This is a genomic window from Jannaschia formosa, assembly GCF_003340555.1.
In the GTDB taxonomy this organism is placed as follows: domain Bacteria; phylum Pseudomonadota; class Alphaproteobacteria; order Rhodobacterales; family Rhodobacteraceae; genus Jannaschia; species Jannaschia formosa.
The window spans coordinates 76,984-99,804 of sequence record NZ_QPLJ01000002.1 but is presented as its reverse complement, the minus strand read 5'-3'; the positions used below and the strand labels follow the sequence as shown (position 1 = coordinate 99,804).

37 protein-coding genes are annotated in these 22,821 nt (G+C 68.8%); 8 read left to right on the top strand and 29 right to left on the bottom strand.

Going from position 1 to position 22,821, the window contains the following annotated elements; genetic code table 11:
• Together DR046_RS03365 and DR046_RS03360 are read left to right on the top strand one after the other, a co-directional pair.
• The gene (locus DR046_RS03365) at positions 1–684 is read left to right on the top strand and encodes a vWA domain-containing protein (RefSeq protein ID WP_115379976.1); all 684 of its coding nucleotides are present in this window, start codon (positions 1–3) and stop codon (positions 682–684) included.
• Positions 681–1,625: a 1-phosphofructokinase family hexose kinase gene (locus DR046_RS03360; RefSeq protein WP_115379974.1), complete on the top strand. Its 945-nt coding sequence runs from the start codon at positions 681–683 to the stop codon at positions 1,623–1,625. Before DR046_RS03365 ends, DR046_RS03360 begins: the two co-directional genes overlap by 4 nt.
• 297 nt (positions 1,626–1,922) lie before the next feature.
• Here the strand turns inward: DR046_RS03360 and rpmD are convergent, their stop codons facing one another.
• From rpmD to DR046_RS03290, 15 genes are all read right to left on the bottom strand, one after another.
• The gene (gene rpmD, locus DR046_RS03355) at positions 1,923–2,111 is read right to left on the bottom strand and encodes a 50S ribosomal protein L30 (protein WP_115379972.1); all 189 of its coding nucleotides are present in this window, start codon (positions 2,109–2,111) and stop codon (positions 1,923–1,925) included.
• A gap of 3 nt (positions 2,112–2,114) precedes the next feature.
• Entirely contained in the window at positions 2,115–2,702 is a 588-nt protein-coding gene (gene rpsE, locus DR046_RS03350; protein WP_115379970.1) for a 30S ribosomal protein S5, read from the bottom strand.
• 166 nt (positions 2,703–2,868) lie between these two features.
• Complete coding sequence (gene rplR, locus DR046_RS03345) at positions 2,869–3,228, bottom strand: 50S ribosomal protein L18 (protein ID WP_115379968.1); 360 nt, start codon at positions 3,226–3,228, stop codon at positions 2,869–2,871.
• Between the two features lie 11 nt (positions 3,229–3,239).
• Entirely contained in the window at positions 3,240–3,773 is a 534-nt protein-coding gene (gene rplF, locus DR046_RS03340; protein WP_115379966.1) for a 50S ribosomal protein L6, read from the bottom strand.
• 10 nt (positions 3,774–3,783) lie between these two features.
• Positions 3,784–4,176 (bottom strand): 30S ribosomal protein S8, encoded by a 393-nt coding sequence (gene rpsH / locus DR046_RS03335; protein WP_115379964.1) that lies wholly within the window; start codon positions 4,174–4,176, stop codon positions 3,784–3,786.
• A gap of 13 nt (positions 4,177–4,189) precedes the next feature.
• Positions 4,190–4,495 (bottom strand): 30S ribosomal protein S14, encoded by a 306-nt coding sequence (gene rpsN / locus DR046_RS03330; protein WP_115379962.1) that lies wholly within the window; start codon positions 4,493–4,495, stop codon positions 4,190–4,192.
• Between the two features lie 11 nt (positions 4,496–4,506).
• Positions 4,507–5,070, bottom strand: a complete 564-nt coding sequence (rplE, locus tag DR046_RS03325; protein ID WP_115379960.1) for a 50S ribosomal protein L5 — start codon at positions 5,068–5,070, stop codon at positions 4,507–4,509.
• The gene (gene rplX / locus DR046_RS03320) at positions 5,070–5,375 is read right to left on the bottom strand and encodes a 50S ribosomal protein L24 (protein ID WP_115379958.1); all 306 of its coding nucleotides are present in this window, start codon (positions 5,373–5,375) and stop codon (positions 5,070–5,072) included. The genes rplE and rplX overlap by 1 nt, the downstream gene beginning before the upstream one ends.
• Positions 5,375–5,743, bottom strand: coding sequence for a 50S ribosomal protein L14 (gene rplN / locus DR046_RS03315; protein WP_115379956.1), 369 nt, complete (start codon positions 5,741–5,743; stop codon positions 5,375–5,377). Before rplN ends, rplX begins: the two co-directional genes overlap by 1 nt.
• A 75-nt stretch (positions 5,744–5,818) precedes the next feature.
• Entirely contained in the window at positions 5,819–6,049 is a 231-nt protein-coding gene (gene rpsQ, locus DR046_RS03310; RefSeq protein WP_115379954.1) for a 30S ribosomal protein S17, read from the bottom strand.
• 1 nt (position 6,050) lies between these two features.
• Entirely contained in the window at positions 6,051–6,257 is a 207-nt protein-coding gene (gene rpmC, locus DR046_RS03305; protein ID WP_115379952.1) for a 50S ribosomal protein L29, read from the bottom strand.
• Between the two features lie 130 nt (positions 6,258–6,387).
• Positions 6,388–6,843 carry a type II toxin-antitoxin system death-on-curing family toxin gene (locus DR046_RS03300; RefSeq protein WP_115379950.1) on the bottom strand — a complete coding sequence of 152 codons (456 nt, stop codon included), beginning with the start codon at positions 6,841–6,843 and terminating at the stop codon, positions 6,388–6,390.
• Positions 6,761–6,946 (bottom strand): hypothetical protein, encoded by a 186-nt coding sequence (locus DR046_RS23205; protein WP_135227249.1) that lies wholly within the window; start codon positions 6,944–6,946, stop codon positions 6,761–6,763. Before DR046_RS23205 ends, DR046_RS03300 begins: the two co-directional genes overlap by 83 nt.
• A gap of 76 nt (positions 6,947–7,022) precedes the next feature.
• Positions 7,023–7,643 (bottom strand): TIGR02466 family protein, encoded by a 621-nt coding sequence (locus DR046_RS03295; protein WP_115379948.1) that lies wholly within the window; start codon positions 7,641–7,643, stop codon positions 7,023–7,025.
• Positions 7,644–7,675: 32 nt separating this feature from the next.
• Positions 7,676–8,356: a vWA domain-containing protein gene (locus DR046_RS03290; protein ID WP_245190791.1), complete on the bottom strand. Its 681-nt coding sequence runs from the start codon at positions 8,354–8,356 to the stop codon at positions 7,676–7,678.
• 60 nt (positions 8,357–8,416) lie between these two features.
• Here DR046_RS03290 and DR046_RS03285 point away from each other — a divergent pair, with 60 nt between their 5' ends.
• A complete protein-coding gene (locus DR046_RS03285; protein WP_115379946.1) occupies positions 8,417–9,604 on the top strand; it encodes a class I SAM-dependent methyltransferase in 1,188 nt (395 codons plus the stop codon).
• Positions 9,605–9,776: 172 nt separating this feature from the next.
• Here the strand turns inward: DR046_RS03285 and rplP are convergent, their stop codons facing one another.
• The 6 genes from rplP to DR046_RS03255 form a co-directional block, all read right to left on the bottom strand.
• Positions 9,777–10,190 carry a 50S ribosomal protein L16 gene (rplP, locus tag DR046_RS03280; RefSeq protein ID WP_115379944.1) on the bottom strand — a complete coding sequence of 138 codons (414 nt, stop codon included), beginning with the start codon at positions 10,188–10,190 and terminating at the stop codon, positions 9,777–9,779.
• Positions 10,191–10,202: 12 nt separating this feature from the next.
• Entirely contained in the window at positions 10,203–10,943 is a 741-nt protein-coding gene (gene rpsC / locus DR046_RS03275) for a 30S ribosomal protein S3 (RefSeq protein WP_115379942.1), read from the bottom strand.
• Positions 10,943–11,335: a 50S ribosomal protein L22 gene (gene rplV / locus DR046_RS03270; protein ID WP_115379940.1), complete on the bottom strand. Its 393-nt coding sequence runs from the start codon at positions 11,333–11,335 to the stop codon at positions 10,943–10,945. The genes rpsC and rplV overlap by 1 nt, the downstream gene beginning before the upstream one ends.
• 3 nt (positions 11,336–11,338) lie before the next feature.
• Complete coding sequence (rpsS, locus tag DR046_RS03265; protein WP_115379938.1) at positions 11,339–11,617, bottom strand: 30S ribosomal protein S19; 279 nt, start codon at positions 11,615–11,617, stop codon at positions 11,339–11,341.
• A 2-nt stretch (positions 11,618–11,619) separates the two neighbouring features.
• Positions 11,620–12,462, bottom strand: coding sequence for a 50S ribosomal protein L2 (gene rplB, locus DR046_RS03260; protein ID WP_115379936.1), 843 nt, complete (start codon positions 12,460–12,462; stop codon positions 11,620–11,622).
• Positions 12,463–12,704: 242 nt separating this feature from the next.
• Positions 12,705–13,319: a trypsin-like serine peptidase gene (locus DR046_RS03255; RefSeq protein WP_167766855.1), complete on the bottom strand. Its 615-nt coding sequence runs from the start codon at positions 13,317–13,319 to the stop codon at positions 12,705–12,707.
• Positions 13,320–13,404: 85 nt separating this feature from the next.
• Between DR046_RS03255 and DR046_RS03250 the strand changes: the two genes are divergently transcribed.
• Both DR046_RS03250 and DR046_RS24085 read left to right on the top strand, forming a co-directional pair.
• A complete protein-coding gene (locus DR046_RS03250; RefSeq protein ID WP_115379933.1) occupies positions 13,405–13,668 on the top strand; it encodes a type II toxin-antitoxin system Phd/YefM family antitoxin in 264 nt (87 codons plus the stop codon).
• Positions 13,649–14,023 carry a Txe/YoeB family addiction module toxin gene (locus DR046_RS24085; protein ID WP_115379931.1) on the top strand — a complete coding sequence of 125 codons (375 nt, stop codon included), beginning with the start codon at positions 13,649–13,651 and terminating at the stop codon, positions 14,021–14,023. The genes DR046_RS03250 and DR046_RS24085 overlap by 20 nt, the downstream gene beginning before the upstream one ends.
• A 188-nt stretch (positions 14,024–14,211) precedes the next feature.
• On the opposite strand, the gene DR046_RS03240 is transcribed toward DR046_RS24085, so the two are convergent.
• From DR046_RS03240 to DR046_RS03205, 8 genes are all read right to left on the bottom strand, one after another.
• Entirely contained in the window at positions 14,212–14,496 is a 285-nt protein-coding gene (locus tag DR046_RS03240) for a 50S ribosomal protein L23 (protein WP_115379929.1), read from the bottom strand.
• Positions 14,493–15,113, bottom strand: a complete 621-nt coding sequence (rplD, locus tag DR046_RS03235) for a 50S ribosomal protein L4 (RefSeq protein ID WP_115379927.1) — start codon at positions 15,111–15,113, stop codon at positions 14,493–14,495. Before rplD ends, DR046_RS03240 begins: the two co-directional genes overlap by 4 nt.
• The gene (gene rplC / locus DR046_RS03230) at positions 15,110–15,982 is read right to left on the bottom strand and encodes a 50S ribosomal protein L3 (RefSeq protein WP_115380369.1); all 873 of its coding nucleotides are present in this window, start codon (positions 15,980–15,982) and stop codon (positions 15,110–15,112) included. Before rplC ends, rplD begins: the two co-directional genes overlap by 4 nt.
• 13 nt (positions 15,983–15,995) lie before the next feature.
• A complete protein-coding gene (gene rpsJ / locus DR046_RS03225; RefSeq protein ID WP_109563315.1) occupies positions 15,996–16,304 on the bottom strand; it encodes a 30S ribosomal protein S10 in 309 nt (102 codons plus the stop codon).
• A 385-nt stretch (positions 16,305–16,689) separates the two neighbouring features.
• Positions 16,690–17,319 (bottom strand): hypothetical protein, encoded by a 630-nt coding sequence (locus DR046_RS03220; protein WP_115379925.1) that lies wholly within the window; start codon positions 17,317–17,319, stop codon positions 16,690–16,692.
• Positions 17,320–17,351: 32 nt separating this feature from the next.
• The gene (locus DR046_RS03215) at positions 17,352–18,518 is read right to left on the bottom strand and encodes a LysM peptidoglycan-binding domain-containing protein (protein ID WP_115379923.1); all 1,167 of its coding nucleotides are present in this window, start codon (positions 18,516–18,518) and stop codon (positions 17,352–17,354) included.
• 156 nt (positions 18,519–18,674) lie between these two features.
• Positions 18,675–19,013 carry a hypothetical protein gene (locus tag DR046_RS03210; protein WP_135227248.1) on the bottom strand — a complete coding sequence of 113 codons (339 nt, stop codon included), beginning with the start codon at positions 19,011–19,013 and terminating at the stop codon, positions 18,675–18,677.
• Positions 19,014–19,236: 223 nt separating this feature from the next.
• Positions 19,237–20,388 (bottom strand): Ppx/GppA phosphatase family protein, encoded by a 1,152-nt coding sequence (locus DR046_RS03205; RefSeq protein ID WP_115379919.1) that lies wholly within the window; start codon positions 20,386–20,388, stop codon positions 19,237–19,239.
• Between the two features lie 234 nt (positions 20,389–20,622).
• Here DR046_RS03205 and DR046_RS03200 point away from each other — a divergent pair, with 234 nt between their 5' ends.
• The 3 genes from DR046_RS03200 to DR046_RS03190 are packed head-to-tail and all read left to right on the top strand — an operon-like array spanning position 20,623 to position 22,819.
• On the top strand, positions 20,623–20,934 hold the full coding sequence (locus DR046_RS03200; RefSeq protein WP_115379917.1) for a virulence factor: 312 nt from the start codon (positions 20,623–20,625) through the stop codon (positions 20,932–20,934).
• Entirely contained in the window at positions 20,934–21,836 is a 903-nt protein-coding gene (locus DR046_RS03195) for a methylenetetrahydrofolate reductase (protein ID WP_115379915.1), read from the top strand. Before DR046_RS03200 ends, DR046_RS03195 begins: the two co-directional genes overlap by 1 nt.
• On the top strand, positions 21,833–22,819 hold the full coding sequence (locus tag DR046_RS03190; protein WP_115379913.1) for a methyltetrahydrofolate cobalamin methyltransferase: 987 nt from the start codon (positions 21,833–21,835) through the stop codon (positions 22,817–22,819). The genes DR046_RS03195 and DR046_RS03190 overlap by 4 nt, the downstream gene beginning before the upstream one ends.
• Positions 22,820–22,821 lie beyond the last annotated feature (2 nt).

Here is a 22,821-nt window from a genome sequence, read left to right as displayed (position 1 = left end):
ATGTGGCGCGCGGTCCTTCCGCTCGCACTCGGCCTGTCGCTCGAGGCGCAGGCGGCGGGCTGTGCGGCGGACGCGATGGTGGTCTTCGACGCCTCGGCCTCGATGACGAGCCAGGATTTCGACGGCAACACCATCCGACGGATCGACGAGGCCCGCGCCGCGGTGGCCGAGGTAATGCCCCGGATCGAACGGACCCGCCGCATCGGCCTTGTGACCTACGGCGCCGGGCCGGGGGAGTGCGACGGCATCTCCGTCCGTTTTCCCCCGATCGCGGACGCGGCCGGGCGGCTGACGGCCGAGGTGGCGGCGGTCCGCCCCGGCGGGCTGACACCCCTGACCACTGCGGTGCGGACGGCGGCCGAGGCGCTCGGCCCCGGCATCGTCATCCTCGTCACCGATGGCCAGGAAAGCTGCGGCGGCGCGCCCTGCGCGCTGGCGCGCGCCCTGCCCGCTGACCTCACGGTCCATGTCATCGGCTTCAAGCTCGACTGGACGGGCTTCGCCCGGACCGACGCCCGCCCCGCGCCGGACTTCTCCGGCCGCTGCCTCGCGGAGCAGACGGGCGGTCTCTTCGTCTCCACCCGGACCGTCCAAGAGTTGGTCGCCGCGCTTCAGACGACCCTCGGCTGCGACCTGATCGGGCGCGGCGAACCGAGACCCGCCTCACGCGTTTCCCCGACATGACCGAAATCCTGACCCTCACCGCGAACCCGGCGCTGGACCTCTCGACCGAGGCTCCCGCCGTCGTCCCCGACCGCAAGCTGCGCTGCGACCCGCCTCTGGTGCATCCCGGCGGGGGCGGTGTGAATATCTCGCGCGCCATCCACAATCTTGGCGGGCAGAGCCGCGCGCTCGTCGCCTATGGCGGCTCCACCGGCGAGGAGCTGGTGCGCCTGATCGAAGCAGAGGGCCTTGCGCCCGAGCCGATGGGCGTGACCCATCCGACGCGGCAATCGGTGTCGGTGCGGGACAAGGCGACGGGGCTGCAATACCGCTTCATGCTGCCCGGCCCCCCCTGGACCGAGGCGGATGCGGCGGCCGCGCGCGAGGCGATCCTCGCCGCTGCCGCAAGCGACGCGCTGGTGATCCCCTCGGGCTCGCTGCCGCCGGGGCTCGCCCCGGACTTCTTTCCCGGCCTCGCCCCTGACCTCGCCCGACGGGGCGCGCGGATGATCCTCGACACCTCCGGGGACGCGCTGCGCCACGCGGCGGAGGCACGGACGGGGCTCTATGTGCTGCGGATGGACACGGTCGAGGCGGAGGAGCTGTCCGGCCGCCACATGTCGGAGCTGCGCGACTGCGCGACGCTCGCCCGCGACCTGCGCGATGCCGGGGCCGCCGAGATCGTGATGGTCGCCGCCGAGGCCGCGGGCACGGTGATCGCGACCCCCGACTGGGTCGGCCTGACCCGCCCGCCCGTCGTGGTCCCCCATTCCAAGATCGGCGCGGGCGACAGTTTCGTCGGGGCCTTCGCGTTGTCGCTCTCCCGCGGAGAGGACCCGGTCACCGCCTGCTGCTGGGGAACCGCCGCCGCGGCCTCGGCTGTGCAGGAGCCGGGAACGCGGCTCTGCCAGCGAGGAGACGTAGAGCGCTTCTACGGGCAGGTGGAGCGGATGGGGCTGTAGGCAGGGCACAAGTCGTTACGAAGCTGCTTTGGCACCGGACGCGTCCCGTGCAGCAGGCCGGAGGGCGCACCTCGCCTGCAGTGCTCGCTGTGACCCGCGGCATGCTCCTGCCGTTCGTCATGGCGTTGTCGCGCCGTCTTGCGGCGTCAGCAGCACCGCGGGCCTCGCCCCACGCGCGTGCAAGCCATCCTCGGCCTGGAGAACAAGCAGGTTGAACAAAGAAAACGCCCCGGCCGTCTCCGACCGGGGCGTGATTTCGTAGCGTGGGCACCAAAATGCCCACCTCTGTGCGAGGCCTCAGCCCCGCTCCTCCACGATCTCGACGAGGTGCGGGATCTTGGCAACCATGCCGCGAACGGAGGGGGTGTCCTCCAGCTCGCGGGTGCGGTGCATCTTGTTGAGGCCCAGGCCGATCAGCGTCTGGCGCTGGATGGCGGGGCGGCGGATCGGGGAGCCGATCTGCTTCACGACGATGGTCTTAGCCATGGATCAAGCCTCCTCGGCGACGGGCGCTTGCTCGCCGTCCATCTTGGGACCGTCATCCTTGCGCAGGATATCGGCGACCTTCTTGCCACGGCGCTGCGCGACGGAGCGCGGGGACGATTCCTTGGTCAGGCCGTCCAGCGTGGCGCGGATCATGTTGTAGGGGTTCTGCGAGCCGATGGACTTCGAGACCACGTCCTTGACGCCCAGCATCTCGAACACGGCGCGCATCGGACCGCCGGCGATGATCCCGGTGCCTTCCGGAGCGGCGCGCATCACGACCCGGCCGGCGCCGTGACGCCCGTTCATGTCGTGGTGCAGCGTGCGGCCGTCGCGCAGCGGGACGCGGATCATCTGGCGCTTGGCCTGCTCGGTCGCCTTGCGGATGGCCTCGGGGACCTCCTTGGCCTTGCCCTTGCCGAAGCCCACACGGCCCTTCTGGTCGCCCACGACGACGAGCGCGGCAAAGCCGAAGCGCTTGCCGCCCTTCACCGTCTTCGACACGCGGTTGATCGCGACAAGGCGGTCGGCGAATTCGGGGGTTTCCTCGCGGTCGCGGCCGCGGCCGCGTCCTCTGTTGTCGTCTCTCGCCATGCGGCGTCTCCTGATCTGGTGGGCGCAGGGCCCGGTCGGTCCAATCCAGGTGCCCGAAGGCCCGGATCATCGAGACGGCGAAGTGCCGCCTGCAGGGGAAAGGTGGGCACGCCGGTGCCCGCCTTGCGATTCCGAGAGCGGGGGCATCATCATGCCCGCCGCCGTCTCAGAACTTCAGCCCGCCCTCCCGGGCGGCGTCGGCCAGCGCCTTGATCTTCCCGTGGAACAGGAAGCCGCCGCGGTCGAAATAGACGCTCTCGACGCCGGCAGCCTTGGCCCGCTCGGCAATCGTGGCGCCGATCTTGCTGGCCGCCTCGACGTTGTTCTTGCCGATCAGACCCAGGTCCTTCTCCATCGTCGACGCGGCGGCGAGGGTCCGCCCTTCCAGGTCGTCGATGAGCTGCACCGAGATGTTCTTGTTGGAGCGATGAACCGACAGGCGCGGACGCCCGGCGGCCATCTTGCGGAGCTTGTTCCGGACGCGCAGGCGGCGCTTGAGGAACAGGTCGCGTTTGCTGTTTGCCATTTACCTGGTCCTTACTTCTTCTTGCCTTCCTTGCGGAAGATGTACTCGCCCTTGTAGCGGATGCCTTTGCCCTTGTAGGGCTCGGGCGCGCGCCACTCGCGGATGTTGGCGGCGACTTGGCCGACCTGCTGCTCGTCGATGCCCTCGACGACAACCTCGGTCTGCTTCGGCGCGGTGACGGTGACGCCGTCGGGAACCTCGAAGTTCACGTCGTGGCTGTAGCCCAGCGCCAGCTTCAGGACGTTGCCCTGCATCTGCGCGCGGTAGCCGACGCCGGTGATCTCCAGCTCCTTCTTGAAGCCGGTGGTCACGCCGGTCACCAGGTTCTCTACCATGGAGCGGGACATGCCCCACTGCTGGCGCGCCCGCTTGGACTTGCCGCGCGGGGTGACCTTCACGGCGTTGTCCTCGACCGTGATCGTCACGTCGTCGGTCGCGCGGAACTGCCGCGTGCCCTTGGGACCCTTCACCGAGACCGTCTGGCCGGAGACCGAAGCCTCCACGCCGGAGGGCAGCGGGACGGGGCGTTTTCCGATTCGAGACATCAGATCCTCCTCAGAACACGGTGCACAGCACCTCTCCGCCGACATTGGCGGAGCGGGCCGAGGCATCGGACATGACGCCCTTGGACGTGGAGACGATGGCAACGCCCAGGCCCTGACGGACCGAGGGAACGTTGTCGACGCCGAGATAGACGCGGCGGCCCGGCTTCGAGATGCGCTTGAGCTCACGAATGACGGGAACGCCCTCGTAATACTTCAGCGAGATCTCGATGGTCGGGTGGCCCATCCGGTCGGAGCTCATCTCGTAGCCGCGGATGTAGCCCTCGTCCGCGAGGACGTCGAGCACACGGGCGCGCAGCTTGGAGGCGGGCGTGGTGACGGTGGACTTGCCGCGCAGCTGCGCGTTGCGAATGCGGGTCAGCATATCGCCGATGGGATCGTTCATCGGTACTCCTCCCTCACCAGCTCGACTTGACCATGCCGGGGATCTTCCCCTGGCTGGCGAGGTCACGCAGCATGATACGGCTGAGCTTCAGCTTGCGGTAATAGGCGCGCGGGCGCCCCGTCAGCTGGCAGCGGTTGTTGAGACGGGTCGGGCTCGAGTTGCGGGGCAGCTCGGCCAGCTTCAGGGTCGCCTTGAAGCGCTCCTCCATCGGCTTCGACTCGTCACGGATGGTTTCCTTCAGCGCGGCGCGGCGACCGGCATATTGCTTCACCAGCCGCTCGCGCTTCTTCTGGCGCTGGATCATGGATTCTTTTGCCATGGTTCAGGTCCTCACGAATTGAACGGCATGTTGAAGTGCTTGAGCAGCGACTTCGCCTCTGCATCCGTCTTGGCGGTGGTGCAGATGATGATGTCCATGCCCCAAACCTCGTCGACCTTGTCGAAGTTGATCTCGGGGAAGACGATGTGCTCCTTCAGGCCCATGGCATAGTTGCCACGGCCGTCGAAGCTCTTGCCGTTCACGCCGCGGAAGTCCCGGATGCGGGGCATGGCGACGGTGATGAGCCGGTCGAGGAACTCGTACATGCGGTTGCCGCGCAGCGTGACCTTGGCACCTAGCGGCATGCCCTCGCGGACGCGGAAGCCGGCGATCGACTTCTTGGCCTTCGTCACGACGGCCTTCTGACCGGCGATGGTCGTCAGGTCGTCCTGGGCCGACTTGGCCTTCTTGGAGTCGCGAACGGCCTCGGCGCCGGCCCCGATGTTCAGGACGATCTTGTCCAGACGCGGGATCTGCATGTCGTTGGAGTAGCCGAACTCTTCCTTCATCGCGGGCTTGATCGTCTCGCGGAAGGTGGTCTTGAGCCGGGGCGTGTAGTTTTCGGTATCGAGCATCAGATCACGTCTCCCGTGGTCTTGGCGAAGCGGACCTTCTTGCCGTCTTCCTCGCGGAAGCCGACGCGGGTCGCCTTGCCGTTGGCATCGACGATGGCGAGGTTCGACAGGTCGATCGGCAGCGCCTTGGGGATGCGTCCCCCCTGGGAGGCCTGCGACTGGCGGGTGTGGCGGATCGCCATGTTGATGCCGCCCACGACGGCCTTGCCGGCCTTGGGATCGACGGCTTCGATCTCGCCGGTCTTGCCCTTGTCGCGGCCCGACAGGACGATGACCTTGTCACCCTTGCGGAGCTTGGCAGCCATTACAGCACCTCCGGCGCGAGCGAGATGATCTTCATGAAGTTCTTCGCGCGCAGCTCACGGACGACCGGGCCGAAGATACGGGTGCCGACCGGCTCGTTGTTGTTGTTGAGGATGACGGCTGCGTTCCGGTCGAAGCGGATCGCGGTGCCGTCGTCGCGGAACACTTCCTTGGCGGTGCGCACGACGACGGCCTTGCGCACGTCGCCCTTCTTGACGCGTCCGCGCGGGATCGCTTCCTTCACCGACACCACGATGATGTCGCCGACGGAGGCGTATTTCCGCTTGGACCCGCCCAGGACCTTGATGCACTGAACGCGGCGCGCGCCGCTGTTGTCAGCAACATCCAGGTTGGTCTGCATCTGGATCATTGGTTTCTCCCGACCTTTGGGGGGGCGATGCGTGCCCGTGTCCCCAGGGTTTCGATAATCTTCGGCGACCGCCCCTTATTGGGCGATCACTTCCCAGCGCTTGGTCTTGGACTTGGGCGCGCATTCCTGGATCCGCACGACGTCGCCGACCTTGAACTGGTTCTGCTCGTCATGGGCCCGGTACTTCTTCGACTTCCGCACGGTCTTCTGCAGCAGCGGGTGCTTGAAGCGACGCTCGACGGAGACGGTGACGGTCTGGGCGTTCTGGTCGGAGGTGACGACGCCCTGGAGGATACGCTTCGGCATCTCAGGCCTCCTGCGCGGCTTCCGCCGCCTTCTCGTTGAGGATGGTGTTCACGCGCGCCACATCGCGGCGCACCTGGCGCATCCGCGCGGTGTTCTCCAGCTGGTTGGTGGCCTGCTGGAAGCGGAGGTTGAACGCCTCCTTCTTGAGTTGGGTCAGCTGCTCGCGCAGCTCGTCGGGGGTCTTCCCCCGGAGCTCGGTGGCGTCCATCGCCTGATTCCTTTCAACATCACCGGAGGGCCCCGTCAGGGGTGACCCAGTGCCCGGTGGAGTGGGTGGAGCGCGCCGCATAGACGGGATGCGGAGGGTTGGCAAGGGGGACGACGATCTTTCTGGCGGATCAGCGCACCTTCACGAGGCGCGACGCGAACCACGTCGATGCGCCATCGAAACCAACGCTGCCTTCGGCGACCGCGACGACGAGATCGTCGACCGGCTCATCGGTCGGGATGTCCAGACCATGCCCGCTTCGACGGATCATCATCTCGGTCAGCAGCCATGCCGTCCGCTTGTTGCCGTCGGCGAAACCATGGTTCTTCACCATGCTTTCGAGCAGGGCCGCGGCCATCTCGGCCAGACCCTCGTAGTAGCCATGATAGGGACGTCCGATCGCGGACTCGATCAGCGAGAGATTGACGATTCCGGGACGACCGCCGTAGGACAGCGCTTCCTCGTGAATCTCCGGAGCGTCCGAGGGTGTTACGCGATGAACGTCAACGATTGAGAAGCCGCTCCATCGCCGCGCGACGATCCCTTGAGACGGCCTGCCCGACCTTCCGGCTTTCCGGGTCGACATAGCTCTCGGAACGGTCGGTATGCACGGAGATCAGCTTACCGGTCCGTGCATCGCGAACCAGCGTGCCGCCCTCTACAGTTTCGCGTTCGATCTGGATATCCATGGCGAGGCTCCGGAGGCGTTGCACTTGATGCAGCTTTCGGAAGGTATGGCCAAACGGGCCATGCGACAAGTCCGTCTCATGTCCACTTGTAGTTGAAGCTGACAGAGACGCGCGGCTCTTCGGCCATGTTCATCGGCACCTCGTGGCGCACGAAGCTCTCCCACAGCAGCACGTCCCCCACCACTGGCGCGACCGAGTGGAAGGTCCGCAACCCCTCCGCCGCGTCCCGCCTGCGCACCGGCGCGGCCATCATGAAGGGCAGGCGCGGGTCCTCGAGCTTCAGCGCGCTCGTCCCCTCGGGCATCGACACATAGGTCGTCCCGGAGATCACGGAATGCGGGTGGATGTGGCTCGTGTGGAAGCCGCCCTCGGGCAGGACGTTGATCCAGATGTCCTCCAGCGCCAGCGCCCGTCCGTCGAGGTCCAGCGCCAGATCCTCGGCGAAGGCGGCGACGTGGCGGTCCAGCGCGCGGACGAGGGCGGCGAAGATCGGCATCCGCCAGGGCAGGTCCGACAGCGACGCATAGGAGGTGTAGCCCGCGTAGCCGTTCGCCTCGCACCAGTCCTGCCCGGCCTCGTCGTCCTCGGCCACCGACAGGCAGGTCGCGGCGAGCTCGTCGTAGTCGACGGACGGCCCGTGCTCCGACAGCGGAGCGCGGTAGAGACGGGTGACGAAGAGGGAGCGGATATCGGCCATGGCGCGGCCTTATCCCAGCGCGGGCGCGGGCGCTAGAACATCAGGTCGCAGCCGAGCGTCCGGCGGAAGGCCTCGATCAGCTCCTCCGCGGTCTCGGTCGCTTCGTAGTGGCCGCCGGTGCGGTCGGCGAGGCAGCGGGCGACGGTCTCGATCTCCGCCCCGTCGCCCGGTCCATCCCAGTCGAAGAAGTCGCCGCGCACCTTGAAGCCGATAACATGGACGGTGACTCTCGCGTCCCCGCCGACGAGGTCCTCCGCCAGTGCGCAAGGCTCGCCCCCGCAGGTGTCCTTGCCGTCGGTCACCAGAACGACCGTGCCCTGGCCACCAAGCACCTTCGCGGCCAGGCGCACCGCATCGGTCAGCGCGGTGTCCCCGTCCGGCTGCAACCCGTCCACTGCGCCGATGATCCGGGGCGCAGCGTCGTCGATGGGCGCGAAGCGCAGGTCGACCCCCGCGCACCTGTCCGCACCACCGGGTCCGTAGATGACGAGCCCGAGGCGCCGCAGCTCCGCGATCTCGGGGATGACGCGTCCGACGGCGCGGCGGGCGGTGAAGATGCGCGGCTCGTCGAAGAGGTTGAAGCCCAGCTCGGCCATCGAGCCCGACCCGTCGAAGACGATCATCGCGTCGTCGGCGCAATGCTGGGCCTGCGCGGCGCTTGCGAGAAGGGCCAGCGAGAAGCCCGCAGATCGGAGAAGGGAGGTTGCGGTCATGACGCCCAGGATAGACCAATGCCGCAACCGGGCAATCTGTCCCAAGGTAGCGGGGTCCCCATGGTCACGACGACGGAACAGTACGACGCCTATCCCTACCCCGCCCGCGACCCGGCGGACGAGGCGCGGCGTCTGGTCGTCGGCTCGCCGTCGCGGCCCGCCGAGATGGACCACTTCCTCTGGGGCGGGCGGCGCGACTGGTCGCGGCCCCTGCGGGTGCTGGTCGCGGGCGGCGGGTCGGGCGACGGGACGGTGCAGCTGGCGCAGCTTCTGACCGACGCGAAGCGGCCCTATGAGATCACCTATCTCGACCTCTCCACCTCCGCCCGGAAGATCGCCGAGGCCCGCGTCGCCGCCCGCGGGCTGTCGGGGGTGAGTTTCCTGACCGGCAGCCTGCTCGACGCGCCCGAGTTCGGGACCTTCGACTACATCGACTGCTGCGGCGTCCTGCACCACCTGCCCGAGCCCGCCGAGGGCTTCGCCGCATTGCGCGCGGCCTGCGACCCGGAGGGCGGTATGGGGATGATGGTCTACGCGCCGCATGGCCGCTCCGGCGTCTACCCGCTGCAGGAGGCGTTCGGCATCCTGCTCGCCGGCCTGCCGCCAGAGCAGCGGCTGGCTCGTGCGCGAGAGATCCTCGAGCGCATTCCGGAGGGGCATCCGTTCCAGACCAACCCTCGACTCGTCGACCACCGCGCCAGCGACGCAGGCTTCTACGACCTGCTGCTGCACGGGCAGGACCGCGCCTTCGACGTCGCCTCCCTGCTGGACGTGCTGGGCAGGACAGGGTGGGAGTTCGTCTCCTTCTGTCAGCCCGGCCTCTACGAGCCCGCGCGTCTCACCGGCGCGCCGCACGACCTGCCCCGGGGCGAGGCCATGGCCGTCGCCGAGAAGCTGCGCGGGACGCTGAAGGTGCATGTCGCCTATGTCGCGCCCACGGCTCGGGAGGTGGCGACCGGCCGCTCCCTCGCGGCGATCCCGCATCTCGGCGCCCCCGCCCGCAAGCTGGCCGAGGTCGTGGCCAAGGGCCGCACGGTGCCGGTGAAGATCGAGGGCGAGACGATCAGCCTCGCCCTGCCCCACGCCGCCGCGCCCGCGCTGGCGCAGATCGACGGGCGAAGGACCCTGCGGGAGATCGCGGATCGCGCCGGGGTCGAAGTGCTGGAATTCGGCGGGCTCTGGGCGAAGGTCGAGGCCGCCTTCGCGCCCTGGGGGCTGCTGCACTATTCGGGTGTGCTGCGGCGGTAGGGCGGTCGGGAGATAGGACTCCTCCGCCGGCATCGCCTCGCAAAGGGCGCGATCCGCGCGCGCCGATCTCGGCGGGACGCCGACAGATCGGCAGGACCGTAAACGAAAAAGGCCCCCGCCGGATCTCTCCGGCGAGGGCCTTGGTCTCATCGGCGCGGCAGGGCCGGGCCGGTCACCAGTCCTCGCGGACCACGGTGCGGGTCTTGATCGGCAGCTTCATCGCGGCGAGGCGCAGGGCCTCGCGCGCGACGGCCTCGGTCACGCCGTCGATCTCGAACATGATCCGGCCGGGCTTCACCTTGCAGGCCCAGTAATCGACCGAGCCCTTGCCTTTACCCATCCGCACTTCGACCGGCTTCGACGTGACGGGCACGTCCGGGAAGATGCGGATCCAGACCCGGCCCTGACGCTTCATGTGGCGCGTCATGGCCCGGCGGGCGGCTTCGATCTGGCGGGCGGTGACCCGCTCGGGCTGGGTGGCCTTCAGGCCGAAGGTGCCGAAGTTCAGGTCGGACCCGCCCTTCGCCTCGCCCTTGATGGCGCCCTTGAACTGCTTGCGGAACTTCGTCCGTTTCGGTTGCAACATGGGTTCTACTCCTTACCGGCGCGGGCCGCGGGGACCGCGGTCGTCGCGACGGCCGCCACCGGCACCGCGCGGGGTCGGACCGTCCTGCAGCTCCTGAGCCTTGCGGTCACGGGCCGAGGGATCGTGCTCCATGATCTCGCCTTTGAAGATCCAGACCTTGATGCCGATGATGCCGTAGGGCGTCTCGGCCTCGGAATGGGCGTAATCGATGTCGGCGCGCAGCGTGTGCAGCGGCACCCGGCCCTCACGATACCATTCGGTCCGGGCGATCTCGGCGCCGCCGAGGCGGCCGGCCATGTTGATCCGGATGCCGAGCGCACCCATGCGCATCGCGTTCTGAACCGCGCGCTTCATGGCGCGGCGGAAGGAGACGCGACGCTCCAGCTGCTGGGCGATGCTCTCGCCGACGAGCTGGGCGTCGAGCTCGGGCTTGCGGACCTCGACGATGTTGAGGTGCAGCTCCGAGTCGGTCATCTTGGCCAGCTTCTTGCGAAGCACCTCGATGTCGGCGCCCTTCTTGCCGATGATGACGCCGGGACGGGCCGTGTGGATCGTGACGCGGCACTTGCGGTGCGGACGCTCGATGATGACGCGGCTGATGCCGGCCTGCTTGGCCTCCTCGGCGATGAACTCGCGCATGCGGAGGTCTTCGAGAAGCAGCGTGCCGTAGTCCTTGGTGTCGGCATACCAGCGCGAGTCCCAGGTGCGGTTCACCTGGAGGCGCATGCCGATCGGGTTGACTTTGTTGCCCATTACGCTTGCTCCCCCACGGTCTCTTCGACTTGGCGCACGATGACGGTCAGTTCCGAGAACGGCTTGACGATCCGTCCGAAGCGACCGCGCGCACGGGGCCGGCCGCGCTTCATGGTCAGGTTCTTGCCGACGAACGCCTCGGAGACGACCAGCTCGTCCACGTCGAGGTTGTGGTTGTTCTCGGCATTGGCGATGGCCGACTGAAGGCACTTCTTCACGTCGATCGCGATCCGCTTCTTCGAGAAGGTCAGGTCCGACAGCGCGGTCTCGACCTTCTTGCCGCGGATCATCGCGGCGACGAGGTTCAGCTTCTGCGGGCTGGTGCGCAGGCTGCGCAGCTTGGCCATGGCCTCGTTGTCGGCCACGCGGCGGGGATTCTTGTCCTTGCCCATGGCTTACTTCCTCTTGGCTTTCTTGTCGGCGGCGTGCCCGTAATAGGTGCGCGTCGGCGAATATTCCCCGAACTTCTGGCCGATCATCTCTTCGGAGACGTTCACGGGGATGTGCTTGTGCCCGTTGTAGACGCCGAAGGTCAGCCCGACGAACTGGGGCAGGATGGTGGAGCGGCGCGACCAGATCTTGATGACCTCGTTGCGGCCCGACTCCCGGGTTTTCTCGGCCTTCCGCAGGACATGCGCGTCCACGAAAGGGCCTTTCCAGACGGAACGGCTCATGGTCAGCGACCTTTCTTCTTGGCGTGACGCGAGCGCACGATGAGCTTCTGCGACGCCTTGTTCGTATTGCGGGTGCGCGCGCCCTTGGTGGGCTTGCCCCAGGGCGTGACCGGGTGCCGGCCGCCCGAGGTGCGGCCCTCGCCGCCGCCATGCGGGTGGTCGATCGGGTTCATCACGACGCCGCGGACCGAGGGACGCTTGCCGTAGTGCCGGTTGCGCCCCGCCTTGCCGAGGTTCTGGTTCGAGTTGTCGGGGTTCGACACGGCTCCGACCGTGGCCATGCATTCCTGGCGCACGAGGCGGAGTTCGCCCGAGCTCAGCCGGATCTGCGCGTAGCCGCCGTCACGGCCGACGAACTGGGCGTAGGTGCCCGCCGCACGTGCGATCTGGCCGCCCTTGCCGGGCTTGAGCTCGATGTTGTGGACGATCGTGCCGATCGGCATGCCCTGGAACGGCATGGCGTTGCCGGGCTTGATGTCGGCCTTGGCCGAGGCGACGACGCGGTCGCCGACGCTCAGGCGCTGGGGCGCGAGGATATAGGCCGCTTCGCCGTCCGTGTAGCGGATCAGCGCGATGAAGGCCGTGCGGTTCGGGTCGTATTCGATCCGCTCCACGTTGGCCTGGACGTCCAGCTTGGTGCGCTTGAAATCGACGATCCGATAGAGCCGCTTGGCTCCGCCGCCCTTGCGGCGCATCGTGATCCGTCCGGTGTTGTTGCGGCCGCCATTCTTGGTCAGGCCTTCCGTGAGCGCCTTGACGGGGCGCCCCTTCCACAGCTCCGAACGGTCGATCAGAACCAGCCCACGCTGGCCCGGCGTCGTCGGCTTGTACGACTTGAGTGCCATGTTACCTGTCTTCCGTTTGCGATGTCGGGCGGCCCCGAATGGAACTCCGCCCTCTGGTATAGGGCCCCGAAGGTCCCCGGTTCGAACCGCCCCCTGGGGCGGGAACGCAAAGCCCCGGACGATGCCCGGGGCCTTGCGGATGGCGCCGTCTAGGCGAGTCGCCCGGGGGGGTCAAGGGCCGATGCGGGGCGGATTCGACGGGTGATCCGCGTCGGACCGGCGGGTGATCCGCGTCGGACGTCTCAGTCGCGCCCGGCGGCCTGCAGCAGCACCTCGAGCCGGTCCTGAAGCGCCACGCCCAGCGCCGCGGGCCGGCCCTCGAAGGTCAGCGTTGCGACGAGGACGGCGACGATCTCGGCCCCCTCCCCGGTCTCGCGCAGGACCGGCGCGCCGCTATGGCCGGTGCCGACGGCGCAGTCGAGCACGACCGCCCCGGCGGGGGCGGCGAGCACCGCGCAGCCGCGGCGCTGGGGGGCAGGCTCGCCCCGCCGCCAGGTCTCGATGGCGAGCCGCTCGCCGGGCACGGGCGGTGGTCCGACCGGCAGCGGCGCGGATCCGAGCGGCGCCGCCAGCTCGGCCAGCGCGACATCGAAGCGGAACCGCACCGGACCCGGCGGGGCCAGCGCGAAGACCGGGTGCGGGTGGACCCGGACGATCCCCTGGGCCGCACCCGCGGTCGGCTGCGCCCGGTACCCCTCGCGCCCCGGAGCCAGGCAATGGGCCGCGGTGACGATCAGGTCCGGGGCCAGCGGAGCCGCGGTGCAGGTCCCGGCCTCTTCGCTGTTCTCGATCCTTACCGCCGAGGGCGGCTCCGCCTGGGCGGCGGTGGTGAGGAGGAAGAGAGCGGCGAGGCGCATGGGGAGTTTCCGGTCCGGTCGATGGTGGCTGCATTGACTTGTACGCAATCCGGTACATATCCTGCCGGCAGCACGGAGGCACGCGATGAACATCCTCACCTATACCGATGCCCGCAAGGGGCTGAAGGCCGTCATGGACCGGGCGATCCACGACCGGGAGGAAACGGTCGTCACCCGCTCCGGCCAGGAGGCCGTGGTGATCGTCGGCAAGGAGGAGTGGGACGCCATCCAGGAGACGCTGCACCTGCTGTCCTCGCCTGCCAACGCCGCCCGGTTGCGCGAAGCGGTGGCGCAACTGGAGGCCGGCGGCGGCACCGAGCGGGACCTCGATGAAGCTGACCTTCGCTGACCGGGCCTGGGAGGACTACCTGCACTGGCAGCGGACGGACCCGAAGGTGCTGCGCCGGGTGAACGCGCTGCTGAAGGAGGCGATGCGGACGCCGTTCGAGGGGACCGGCAAGCCGGAACCCCTGCGCGGGGACCTGTCGGGCTGGTGGTCCCGGCGGATCACCCGGGAGCATCGGCTGGTGTACCGGGTGGTCGGGTCGGGGGAGGCGCAGGGGTTGGAGGTCGCGCAGGTGCGGTACCATTATTCAGGGGCGGGGGGATTGGTGGTGCCCGCCCTGCGGCTGTCTCACCGCCGCGCCGGGAAGGGTCACGCCAGGGACCTCCTGAATAAGAATCACAGCGAGCAGAACGGCTAAACTCGAAACCAGAACGACGGCCGCACCACCGGGGGTCCCGTGAGACATCCAGCATAATGAAGGCTCTCAGGCCGCGCAGCACCCTCGATGCAAACTGCTTCAGGATCGCCCTCGATATCCGCAAGGCGAAACATAGGAGGCCCCGCCGGTGACGGCGGGGCCCCTCAAACCCAGACGTCAGACGAGGCTCAGAGGCCGGTCGTCACGTCGATGGTGTTGCCCTCTTCGAGCGTCACATAGGCCTTCTTCACGTCCTTCCGCTTGCCCATCTGGCCGCGGAAGCGCTTCTGCTTGCCCTTGGCAACGGACGTATTCACGGCCTTCACCTTGACCCCGAACAGTTCCTCGACCGCGGACTTGATCTGCGGCTTGTTGGCGTCGATCGCCACTTCGAACACCACCGCGCCCGTCTCGGACGCCATCGTGGCCTTCTCGGTGATGATCGGCTTGCGGATCACATCGTAGCTGTTCATGCCAGTCGTGCCTCCAGGGCTTCGACACCCGCGCGCGTGAGCACGAGCGTGTCACGCTTGAGGATGTCGTAGACGTTGGCGCCCATCGAGGGCAGCACGTCCAGGGTGTCGATGTTGCGCGCGGCCTGGGCGAAGGTCTCGTCGATCGAGGCCCCGTCGATGACCAGCGCGCGCTTCCAGCCGAGCTCGGCGATCTGCCTGGCCAGCGCGCCCGTCTTCGGCGCGTCGAGCGTCAGATCCTCCAGCACGACCAGCTTGCCGGCCTGCGCCTTGGACGAGAGCGCGTGCAGCAGGCCCAGCTTGCGGACCTTCTTCGGCAGCTCATGCGCGTGCGACCGCGGGGTCGGGCCCTTGTAGACGCCGCCCTTGCGGAAGATCGGCGCCTTGCGGGAGCCGTGGCGTGCGCCGCCGGAGCCCTTCTGGCGGACGATCTTCTTGGTCGAATAGCTGACCTCGGAGCGCGTCTTGACCTTGTGCGTGCCGGCCTGCGCCTTGTTGCGCTGCCAGCGGACGACGCGGAACAGGATGTCGCGGCGCGGCTCCTGCCCGAAGACGTCGTCGCTCAGCTCGATGTCGCCGGCGGACGAGCCGTCGATCTTGATGACGTCGAGTTTCATTCGTCACCTTCCTTCTTCTCGGGCGCCGAGTTGTCGGTCGCCGCGTTCTCGTCGGCGATATCGGCCTCGGCTTCCTTCAGCGCGGCCTCCTGCGCAGCGGCTTCCTCGGCCAGACGCGCCTCCTCGGCGGCCTTGGCCTCGGCCTCGGCGGCGGCGGCGGCTTCCTCGGCGGCCTTCTGGGCCTCGCGCTTGGCGGACATCAGGGCGGCGGGCAGGATCGCGTTCTCGGGGAACGGCTTCTTGACCGCATCCTTGATGGTGACCCAGTTACCCTTCGATCCCGGGACGGCGCCCTTGATCATGATCAGGCCGCGGTCGGTGTCGGTGCGGACGACCTGCAGGTTCTGCGTGGTCACGCGGGCGGCGCCCATGTGGCCGGCCATCTTCTTGCCCTTGAACACCTTGCCGGGGTCCTGGCACTGGCCGGTCGAGCCGTGGGAGCGGTGGCTGATCGACACGCCGTGCGAGGCGCGCAGGCCGCCGAAATTGTGCCGCTTCATGGCACCGGCGAAGCCCTTGCCGATCGAGGTGCCGCTGACGTCGACGAACTGGCCCTCGAAATAGTGGTCGGCGATGATCTCCTCGCCCACGGCCACCAGATTCTCGGGGTCGACGCGGAACTCGACGATCCGCTTCTTCGGCTCGACTCCGGCGTTCGAGAACACCTTGCGCATGGCCTGGCTGGTCCGCTTGGCCTTGGCCGTGCCGCAGCCGAGCTGAAGCGCGGTGTAGCCGTGCTTGTCCTCGGTCCGCTGGCCCACGACCTGAAGCCCGTCGAGCTGCAGGACGGTGACGGGGATCTGCTTGCCGTCTTCCTGGAAGATGCGGGTCATCCCGATCTTCCTGGCGATCACTCCGGAACGCATCATGGTCATGCCCTCCTCAGACCGAGATCTGGACGTCGACGCCAGCGGCGAGGTCGAGCTTCATCAGCGCGTCCACGGTCTGCGGGGTCGGGTCGACGATGTCGAGCATGCGCTTGTGGGTGCGGATCTCCCACTGGTCGCGGCTCTTCTTGTCGATGTGGGGGCCACGGAGCACGGTGAAGCGCTCGATCTTGTTGGGCAGCGGGATCGGCCCGCGCACCTGGGCACCCGTGCGCTTGGCGGTGTTCACGATCTCCTGCGTGCTGGCGTCCAGCACGCGGTAATCGAACGCCTTCAGCCGGATGCGGATGTTCTGGCTTTTCATGTCGTTCTTTCCGACAGGGCGACGCGCGCATCGAGCGCGCGGCCGCGTTCAAGTCGAGAGGAGGAGATCGGACCACCCGGCCCCCTCGTCGGACCCGAACGGATGCGGGGTCGCACCCTGACCTGCAGGAGGCGACCCCGTCCGTAGACGCGCGCGATAGACCGGATGGCGCGGCCGCGCAACCCCCGACGGAGCGGATTCACCGCAGGTCGCGGGCCGGTCCGCCGATCTCGGGCCTTCGGCGGGCCCGGCAGGGGATGTCTGCTCTTCCTGGCCCGTCGGGGTCGTTCCGGACGGTGATCAGGGCAGCCGTCATCGGCAGGGCAGAACCGCCGGAGCGGGACGGGAAAGGGCCGCCCTCGGGCGGCCCCTGACCATCGTTACCTCAGGGGCAGCCGGGCCCCTCGCACTCGTATTCCGAAACCAGCACCCGCAACTCACCAAATCCCACGACGTCGAGCACGTAGGTGCCGTCCTCGACCGAGACCAGCATGCCCTCGATGGCCATGTCCCCGCGCGACAGCGTCGCGGGACCGCCGGCGAAGCCTGCCGCGGCCGGCTCGACGCAGGCCGGCCCCTCGCAGAGGACCAGGTCGGAGGGGATGCGCACCTCGCCGGCATCGGTGGCGAGCACATAGACGCCGTCGGCGAACTCCGTCAGGTTGCCGATCACCGTCGACCTGCCGTCGAGCGAGGTCAGCACCAGCGTCGGCGAGCCGCTGTCCGGCCTGGTCGCTTCGGGACAGGCCGCGCCGATGCAGGAGACCCCGTCGGCAGGGATCGCCACCAGGCCGATCCCGGCGTCGAGCAGGAACCGGGCGCCATCATATTCCCGCAACGTGCCGGAGATGTTCCCGCCGTCGAGACCGTTGTCGAAGACCAGCGTGACGCGGTCGGGGTCCTGCCCCTGCGCCGCGGCCGCCCCGGTCAGGAGGAGCGCCGCGCCGAGCAGCGCCCCGGCCGTGGCAGGGCCTTTCCGGATCGCATCCCCTCGACTGATGGAACCTTGAGTCATCGTGCTATCCACCTCGCGCTCCGTGCCGGAGCTCAGTTCATCACGGTCGCCTGGACCTGTTCGCGGACGATGGCGAACCACTCGCCCGAAAGGCGGAGCTCTTCGAGCCCGGCGTTCAGCGTCTGAAGATAGTCCCTGCCCTTCGGATGGTCCTTCGGAACGAAGACGTGCAGCGTCGTGGACGAGGCCAGCGCCTCGATCTCGACCGCCTTGTCGCCCACGCCGACCGTCCGCATGTCCTCCTCGGCGACCTGGGTGTCGTAGGTGATGATGTCGACCTCGCCCCTCTCGAGCATCGCCCAGCAGTCGAGCTGGTTGCCCGGCCAGACCATCGTCACGTTCGGCTCGGTCAGGCCCTGCGTCTCGAGATCGAAGGAGAACCAGCCGTCGGGCCGACAGATCGTGGTGCCCTGCAGTTGGGCGTAGTCGGTCGCGTCCGCATAGGGGCTGCCGGCGGCGGCGTAGTAGCTGACGCCCTCCTCGTAGAACGGGTCGGAAGCGTCGAAATAGGTGCAGCGGCGGGCGTTGCCGCCAGTCAGAAGCTCCACCTTGGAGCAGTCGGGCAGCGACCAGGGGAAGCCCATGTCGAAGGCGCCGCTGGGCAGAAGCTCGCTCAGATGCGCGCCCCAGTCGTTGACGAAGACGACGCGGAACTCCTGCTCGGGATCGGCCAGCTCCATCGAGCGCTTGACCATGCGGGTGATCGCGCCGCCGTCGGGCAGATCCTCGTCGGTGAAGGGGGCGAAGCCGGTCGCGGTGAGGAAGACGATGGGCTCGGACGCTTCCGGCTCGGGGGCGGGGGCCACGACCGGGACAGGGGCGGGCGCAGGCGCGGCGGGCACCCGGGCGACCACCGGGGCCGACGGGTCGGGCATCGAACCGTCGGCGCAGGGGATGGTCAGGACCTGGCCCACCTCCAGCGCGTGCGGGCTGGGCAGGATGTCGGTGTTGACCGCAAAGAGCGCGCGATAGCCGCCGCGGACCCGCGCCTTCGAGGCGATCTGTCCCAGCGTGTCGCCGCGCGCGACCACATAAGAGGAGCAAAGCTGCTGCGCCTGCGCATCCGACCCCGGCAGCATCGCGCCGCCGAGGACGACGGCGACCCCCGCCGCGAGCGCGGCCTTCGCCCCGGTGGCGGGACGCGGACTGCGACGGGCGACGGCGTGGCTTGCGGGCTGCGGGCGGCGGGTACGGGCCATGGGGTCGTCCTCGGGAACTGTTTCCGTTTCCCCAAGGGAAAGCACTCGCGGGGACCAAAGTTGGGCCGGACGGAGGTAATTCTTCGTTAACAAGCCGGACGCGAGGGCCGGCGAGGGTGGGTCGGGCCGAAGGAAGCGCCAGAAGACGCGGTCAGGTCAGGTCGTTCCGCGAGTGTCCCCGGAGCGCCCGGCCTCGCCACACTGACCTGCCCCGGGGCGCGCGGCGGCCGCCGCCGGGCGGGCGCGCGTCAGGACGGATCGGGTGAGGAACGTCACCAACCGGGGAGCGATCATTTCCTCCCGCTTCAGCCGGGTTCCGATGGAGATGCCGTCGTCGAGCCCGGCGGGTCTGGCGACGGTCGCGGCGGTGAAATCCTCGCGCAACTGGCGTGTCGTGGTGGTGGAACGGTCTGCCAGCAGCGCCCTCACGCAGGTCGTCGCGAGGGCGAGGGCCGCGACCGAGGTCCGCGCCACGAAGGAGTCGAGGACTGTCACCATCTGGATAACTACGTTGCACCGGCTCCGCGGCGGACCAACACCGGGAGGTCGCGCCATCGCGGGCATGAGTCCCACCTAAGAAACGGGTGCTGCGACGCCATCGGGGGAGCGAGTCCGGTGCCTTTTCCGACGGGCTAAGGGCTAAGGTTTAAGATCGTGTTACCTCCGGCGCGGCAGCGGCGGTCCGTCGGTTTCGGCCGGGCACGCCCACCGCCACCGCCTAGAGCGGGCCGTCGTCCAGCACGCCGTCTGCCGACATCTGCGCATAGAGCAGCCCCTCGCGCAGGCCCCGGTCCGCGACCGACAGCCGGTCGGTCGGCCAGACCCGCAGCAGCGCCTGCAGGATCGCCGCGCCCGACATGATCAGCGCATGCCGGTCGCGGCCGATGCGCGGGTCGTTGCGCCGGCCCTCGGGCCCCATGGCGAGATAGCTGCGGATCACCCGGTCGATCTGGTCCGTCGTCATCCGCAGCCCGTCGACCTTGTTGCGGTCGTAGCGGCGCAGGTTGAGATGGGTCGCGGCCACGGTCGTGACGGTCCCGGAGGTGCCGACGATCTGGAAGCCGGGATCGCTGTCGCCCTCGGCATCGGCATAGGGCGAGAACTCGGCCAGGCATTCCTCGAAATGCCAGGACATGAGCGCGAAGCGGGCCGCGTCGTCGGTCACGTCGCGGAACTGGTCCTTCAACGTCGCGACGCCCAGCGGGATGCTGATCCAGTCGACGACCTTGGCGCAGGGGAAGGGCACGCCCTCGCCGGGCTGGAAGCCGGAATGCAGACGCATGATCGCCCGCGCCCGGTCGTGGCGCGGCACGCGGGTCAGGTCGATCCAGACCAGCTCGGTCGAGCCGCCGCCGATATCGACGACGAGCAGCTGTTCCGTCTTGGTCGAGACCAGCGGCGCGCAGGAGACGACGGCGAGCCGCGCCTCCTCCTCGGGCTGGATGATCTCCAGCGGCAGGCCGGTCTCACGCTCGACGAGGCGAATGAACTCGTCGGCATTGGAGGCGCGGCGGCAGGCCTCGGTCGCGACGAGGCGCATGCGCTTGACCTCGTGCGTCTCCAGCTTGCGGCGGCAGATCTTCAGCGCGCCGATGGTGCGCGCCATCGAGGAGCGGCTCAGCCGCCCCGACTGCTCCAGCCCGTTGCCGAGCTGGACCGACTTCGAGAAGCTGTCGACGACGTGAAGCTGCGCGCCTTTCGGCTGCGCGATCAGCATGCGGCAGGAATTGGTGCCGAGATCCAGCGCGGCATAAAGCTCCGCGGGATCGGGACGCCCCTCGGGCGTCGTCGAAACGGGGGACGGGCCCCGTCGATCGTGCAGAGGCGCGCGCGGGGCCCGGCCGATCAGGGCCGGGTCGTCCGGTGGCATCCAAGCCTCCGTGATGTCAGGTTGCGCGAACCGTAACGCGCCGACGGGGCGCCGGGCAAGAACCTTCATGATCGACATGAAGGATTCCACGGTCCCGCCCTCTTTCGGACCCGAACGGGCTCTGCCATGCACGGGGCCGTGTCGTCATCGGACGCGTTGAGGTCGGTCGGCGGCAGGCCGAGGCGTCCGGGCTTCGATATCGGGCGGGAAGCCGAGCTCAGGGAGGTATCGCACATGGCGCAGATCACGGTCGTCTACTGGCGGGACATCCCCGCTCAGGTGCTGGCGGGCAAGGGCCGCCGCGCCGCGAAGGTGCAGCTCAGCCCCCGGTTCGAGCAGGCCATCGACCGCGCCGCCATGCGCGCGGGCGCGTCGGGCACGGACGCCTATCTTGCCGACTGGCGCAAGGTCGCCGAAGGCGAGCGGACGGGCGCCGACGACGAGGCCGCCGCGGCCCGTGCGGCAGAACTGGAGGCAGAATGGACGCCGGACCGCCTGCGCGACGTCGCCCTCGCCGGTGGCATCGAGACGCGGGGCGCCGCGTGATGGCCGTGTTCGGCTTCGCGCGCCGTGCCCCGGCGCCCGCGCCCGCCGATGCGGTGCTGGCGCGTTTCCTGCGCGGCGCCTCGATCGAGGTGATGCCCCGCACCGCCGGGAAGGTCGAGGATTTCCGCACGCTCCTGCCGCGCGGCACCCGCGTCTACATCGCCCATATCGACGGGACCCCCATCGAGGAGATGGTGGCCACCGCGGCCCGCCTGCGCGCCGAGGGGATGGAGCCGATGCCCCATTTCCCCGCCCGGCTCATCGCCGACCGCGCGACCCTGACCGACTGGATCGCGCGCTACCGCGGCGAGGCGGGCGTCGACCAGGCGCTACTGCTGGCCGGGGGCGTGGCGCAGCCCGCGGGCGCCTTCTCGACCTCGATGGAGCTGATGGAGTCCGGCGCCTTCGACGGCTTCCGCCGCCTGCATGTCGCGGGCCACCCCGAGGGCAATCGCGACATCGACCCCGACGGCAGCGTGAAGAACGTCTCGGAGGCGCTTCTGTGGAAACAGAAATTCTCCGAGCGGACGGATGCCGAGATGGCCATCGCGACGCAGTTCTGCTTCGAGGCCGAGCCGGTGATCGCCTGGGCCGAGGGCATCCGCGAGGCGGGCGTCACCCTGCCCGTCCATATCGGCGTGGCCGGTCCGGCCAAGCTGCAGACGCTGATCAGGTTCGCCATCGCCTGCGGCGTCGGCCCCTCCCTGCGCGTCCTGCAACGGCGGGCGGCGGACGTGACGAAGCTGATGCTGCCCTTCGAGCCGACGGAGTTCCTGTCGGCCATCGCCGCTCACAAGGCCGCGCATCCCGACTTCCCGATCGAGGCGGCACATGTCTTCCCGCTGGGCGGCATTCCGGCCTCCGCGACCTGGCTCGACACCCATTCCAAGGATGAAGAATGACCCGCACCGTACTGGAATCGAAGACGAAGACCGTCGTCATCGGCTTCGATGAGCCGTTCTGCGTGATCGGCGAACGGATCAATCCGACGGGCCGCAAGAAGCTGGCCGCCGAGCTGGAGCAGGACGACTTCTCCACCGTCGAGAAGGACGCGTTGGAGCAGGTCGCCTGCGGCGCGATGGTGCTGGACGTCAATTCGGGCGCGGTCTTCACCAACCGCATGGCCGAGGACCCGCGCTATGCCGACAACAACTTCGTCGAGCCGCCGCTGATGAGGGCCCTGATCGAGCGGGTGCAGGCGCTGGTCGACGTGCCGCTCTGCATCGACAGCTCGGTGCCCGGGGCGCTGCAGAACGGGCTGGAGGCGGCCGAGGGACGGCCGCTCCTGAACTCCGTCACCGGCGAGGAGGAGCGGCTGGAGCTGGTCCTGCCGCTGGTCAAGAAATACAACGTGCCGGTCGTCGCGATCTCGAACGACGACACCGGCATCAGCGAGGACCCGGAGGTCCGCTTCGCCGTCGCGAAGAAGATCGTCGAGCGCGCCGCCGATTACGGCATCCCCGCCCATGACATCGTGGTCGACCCGCTGGTCATGCCCGTCGGCGCGATGGCGAGCGCCGGGCAGCAGGTCTTCACGCTGGTCCGGCGGCTGCGCGACGAGCTGGGGGTGAACACGACCTGCGGTGCCTCCAATGTCAGCTTCGGCCTGCCCAACCGGCACGGGGTCAACGCGGCCTTCCTGCCAATGGCGATCGGCGCGGGCATGACCAGCGCGATCATGAACCCGATCCGCGCGCAGGAGATGGAGGCAGTCCACGCCGCCAACATGCTGATGAACCACGACCCGAACGGCGGCGCCTGGATCGGCTTCACCCGCATCCTCGACGCGATGAAGGACGGCGCGAGCTTCGCGGAGGCCGCGCAGGCGGCCCGGGCCTCGGGCGCGCGATCGAGCGGGCGGCGCGGCGGGCGCCGGCGCGCCTGAGC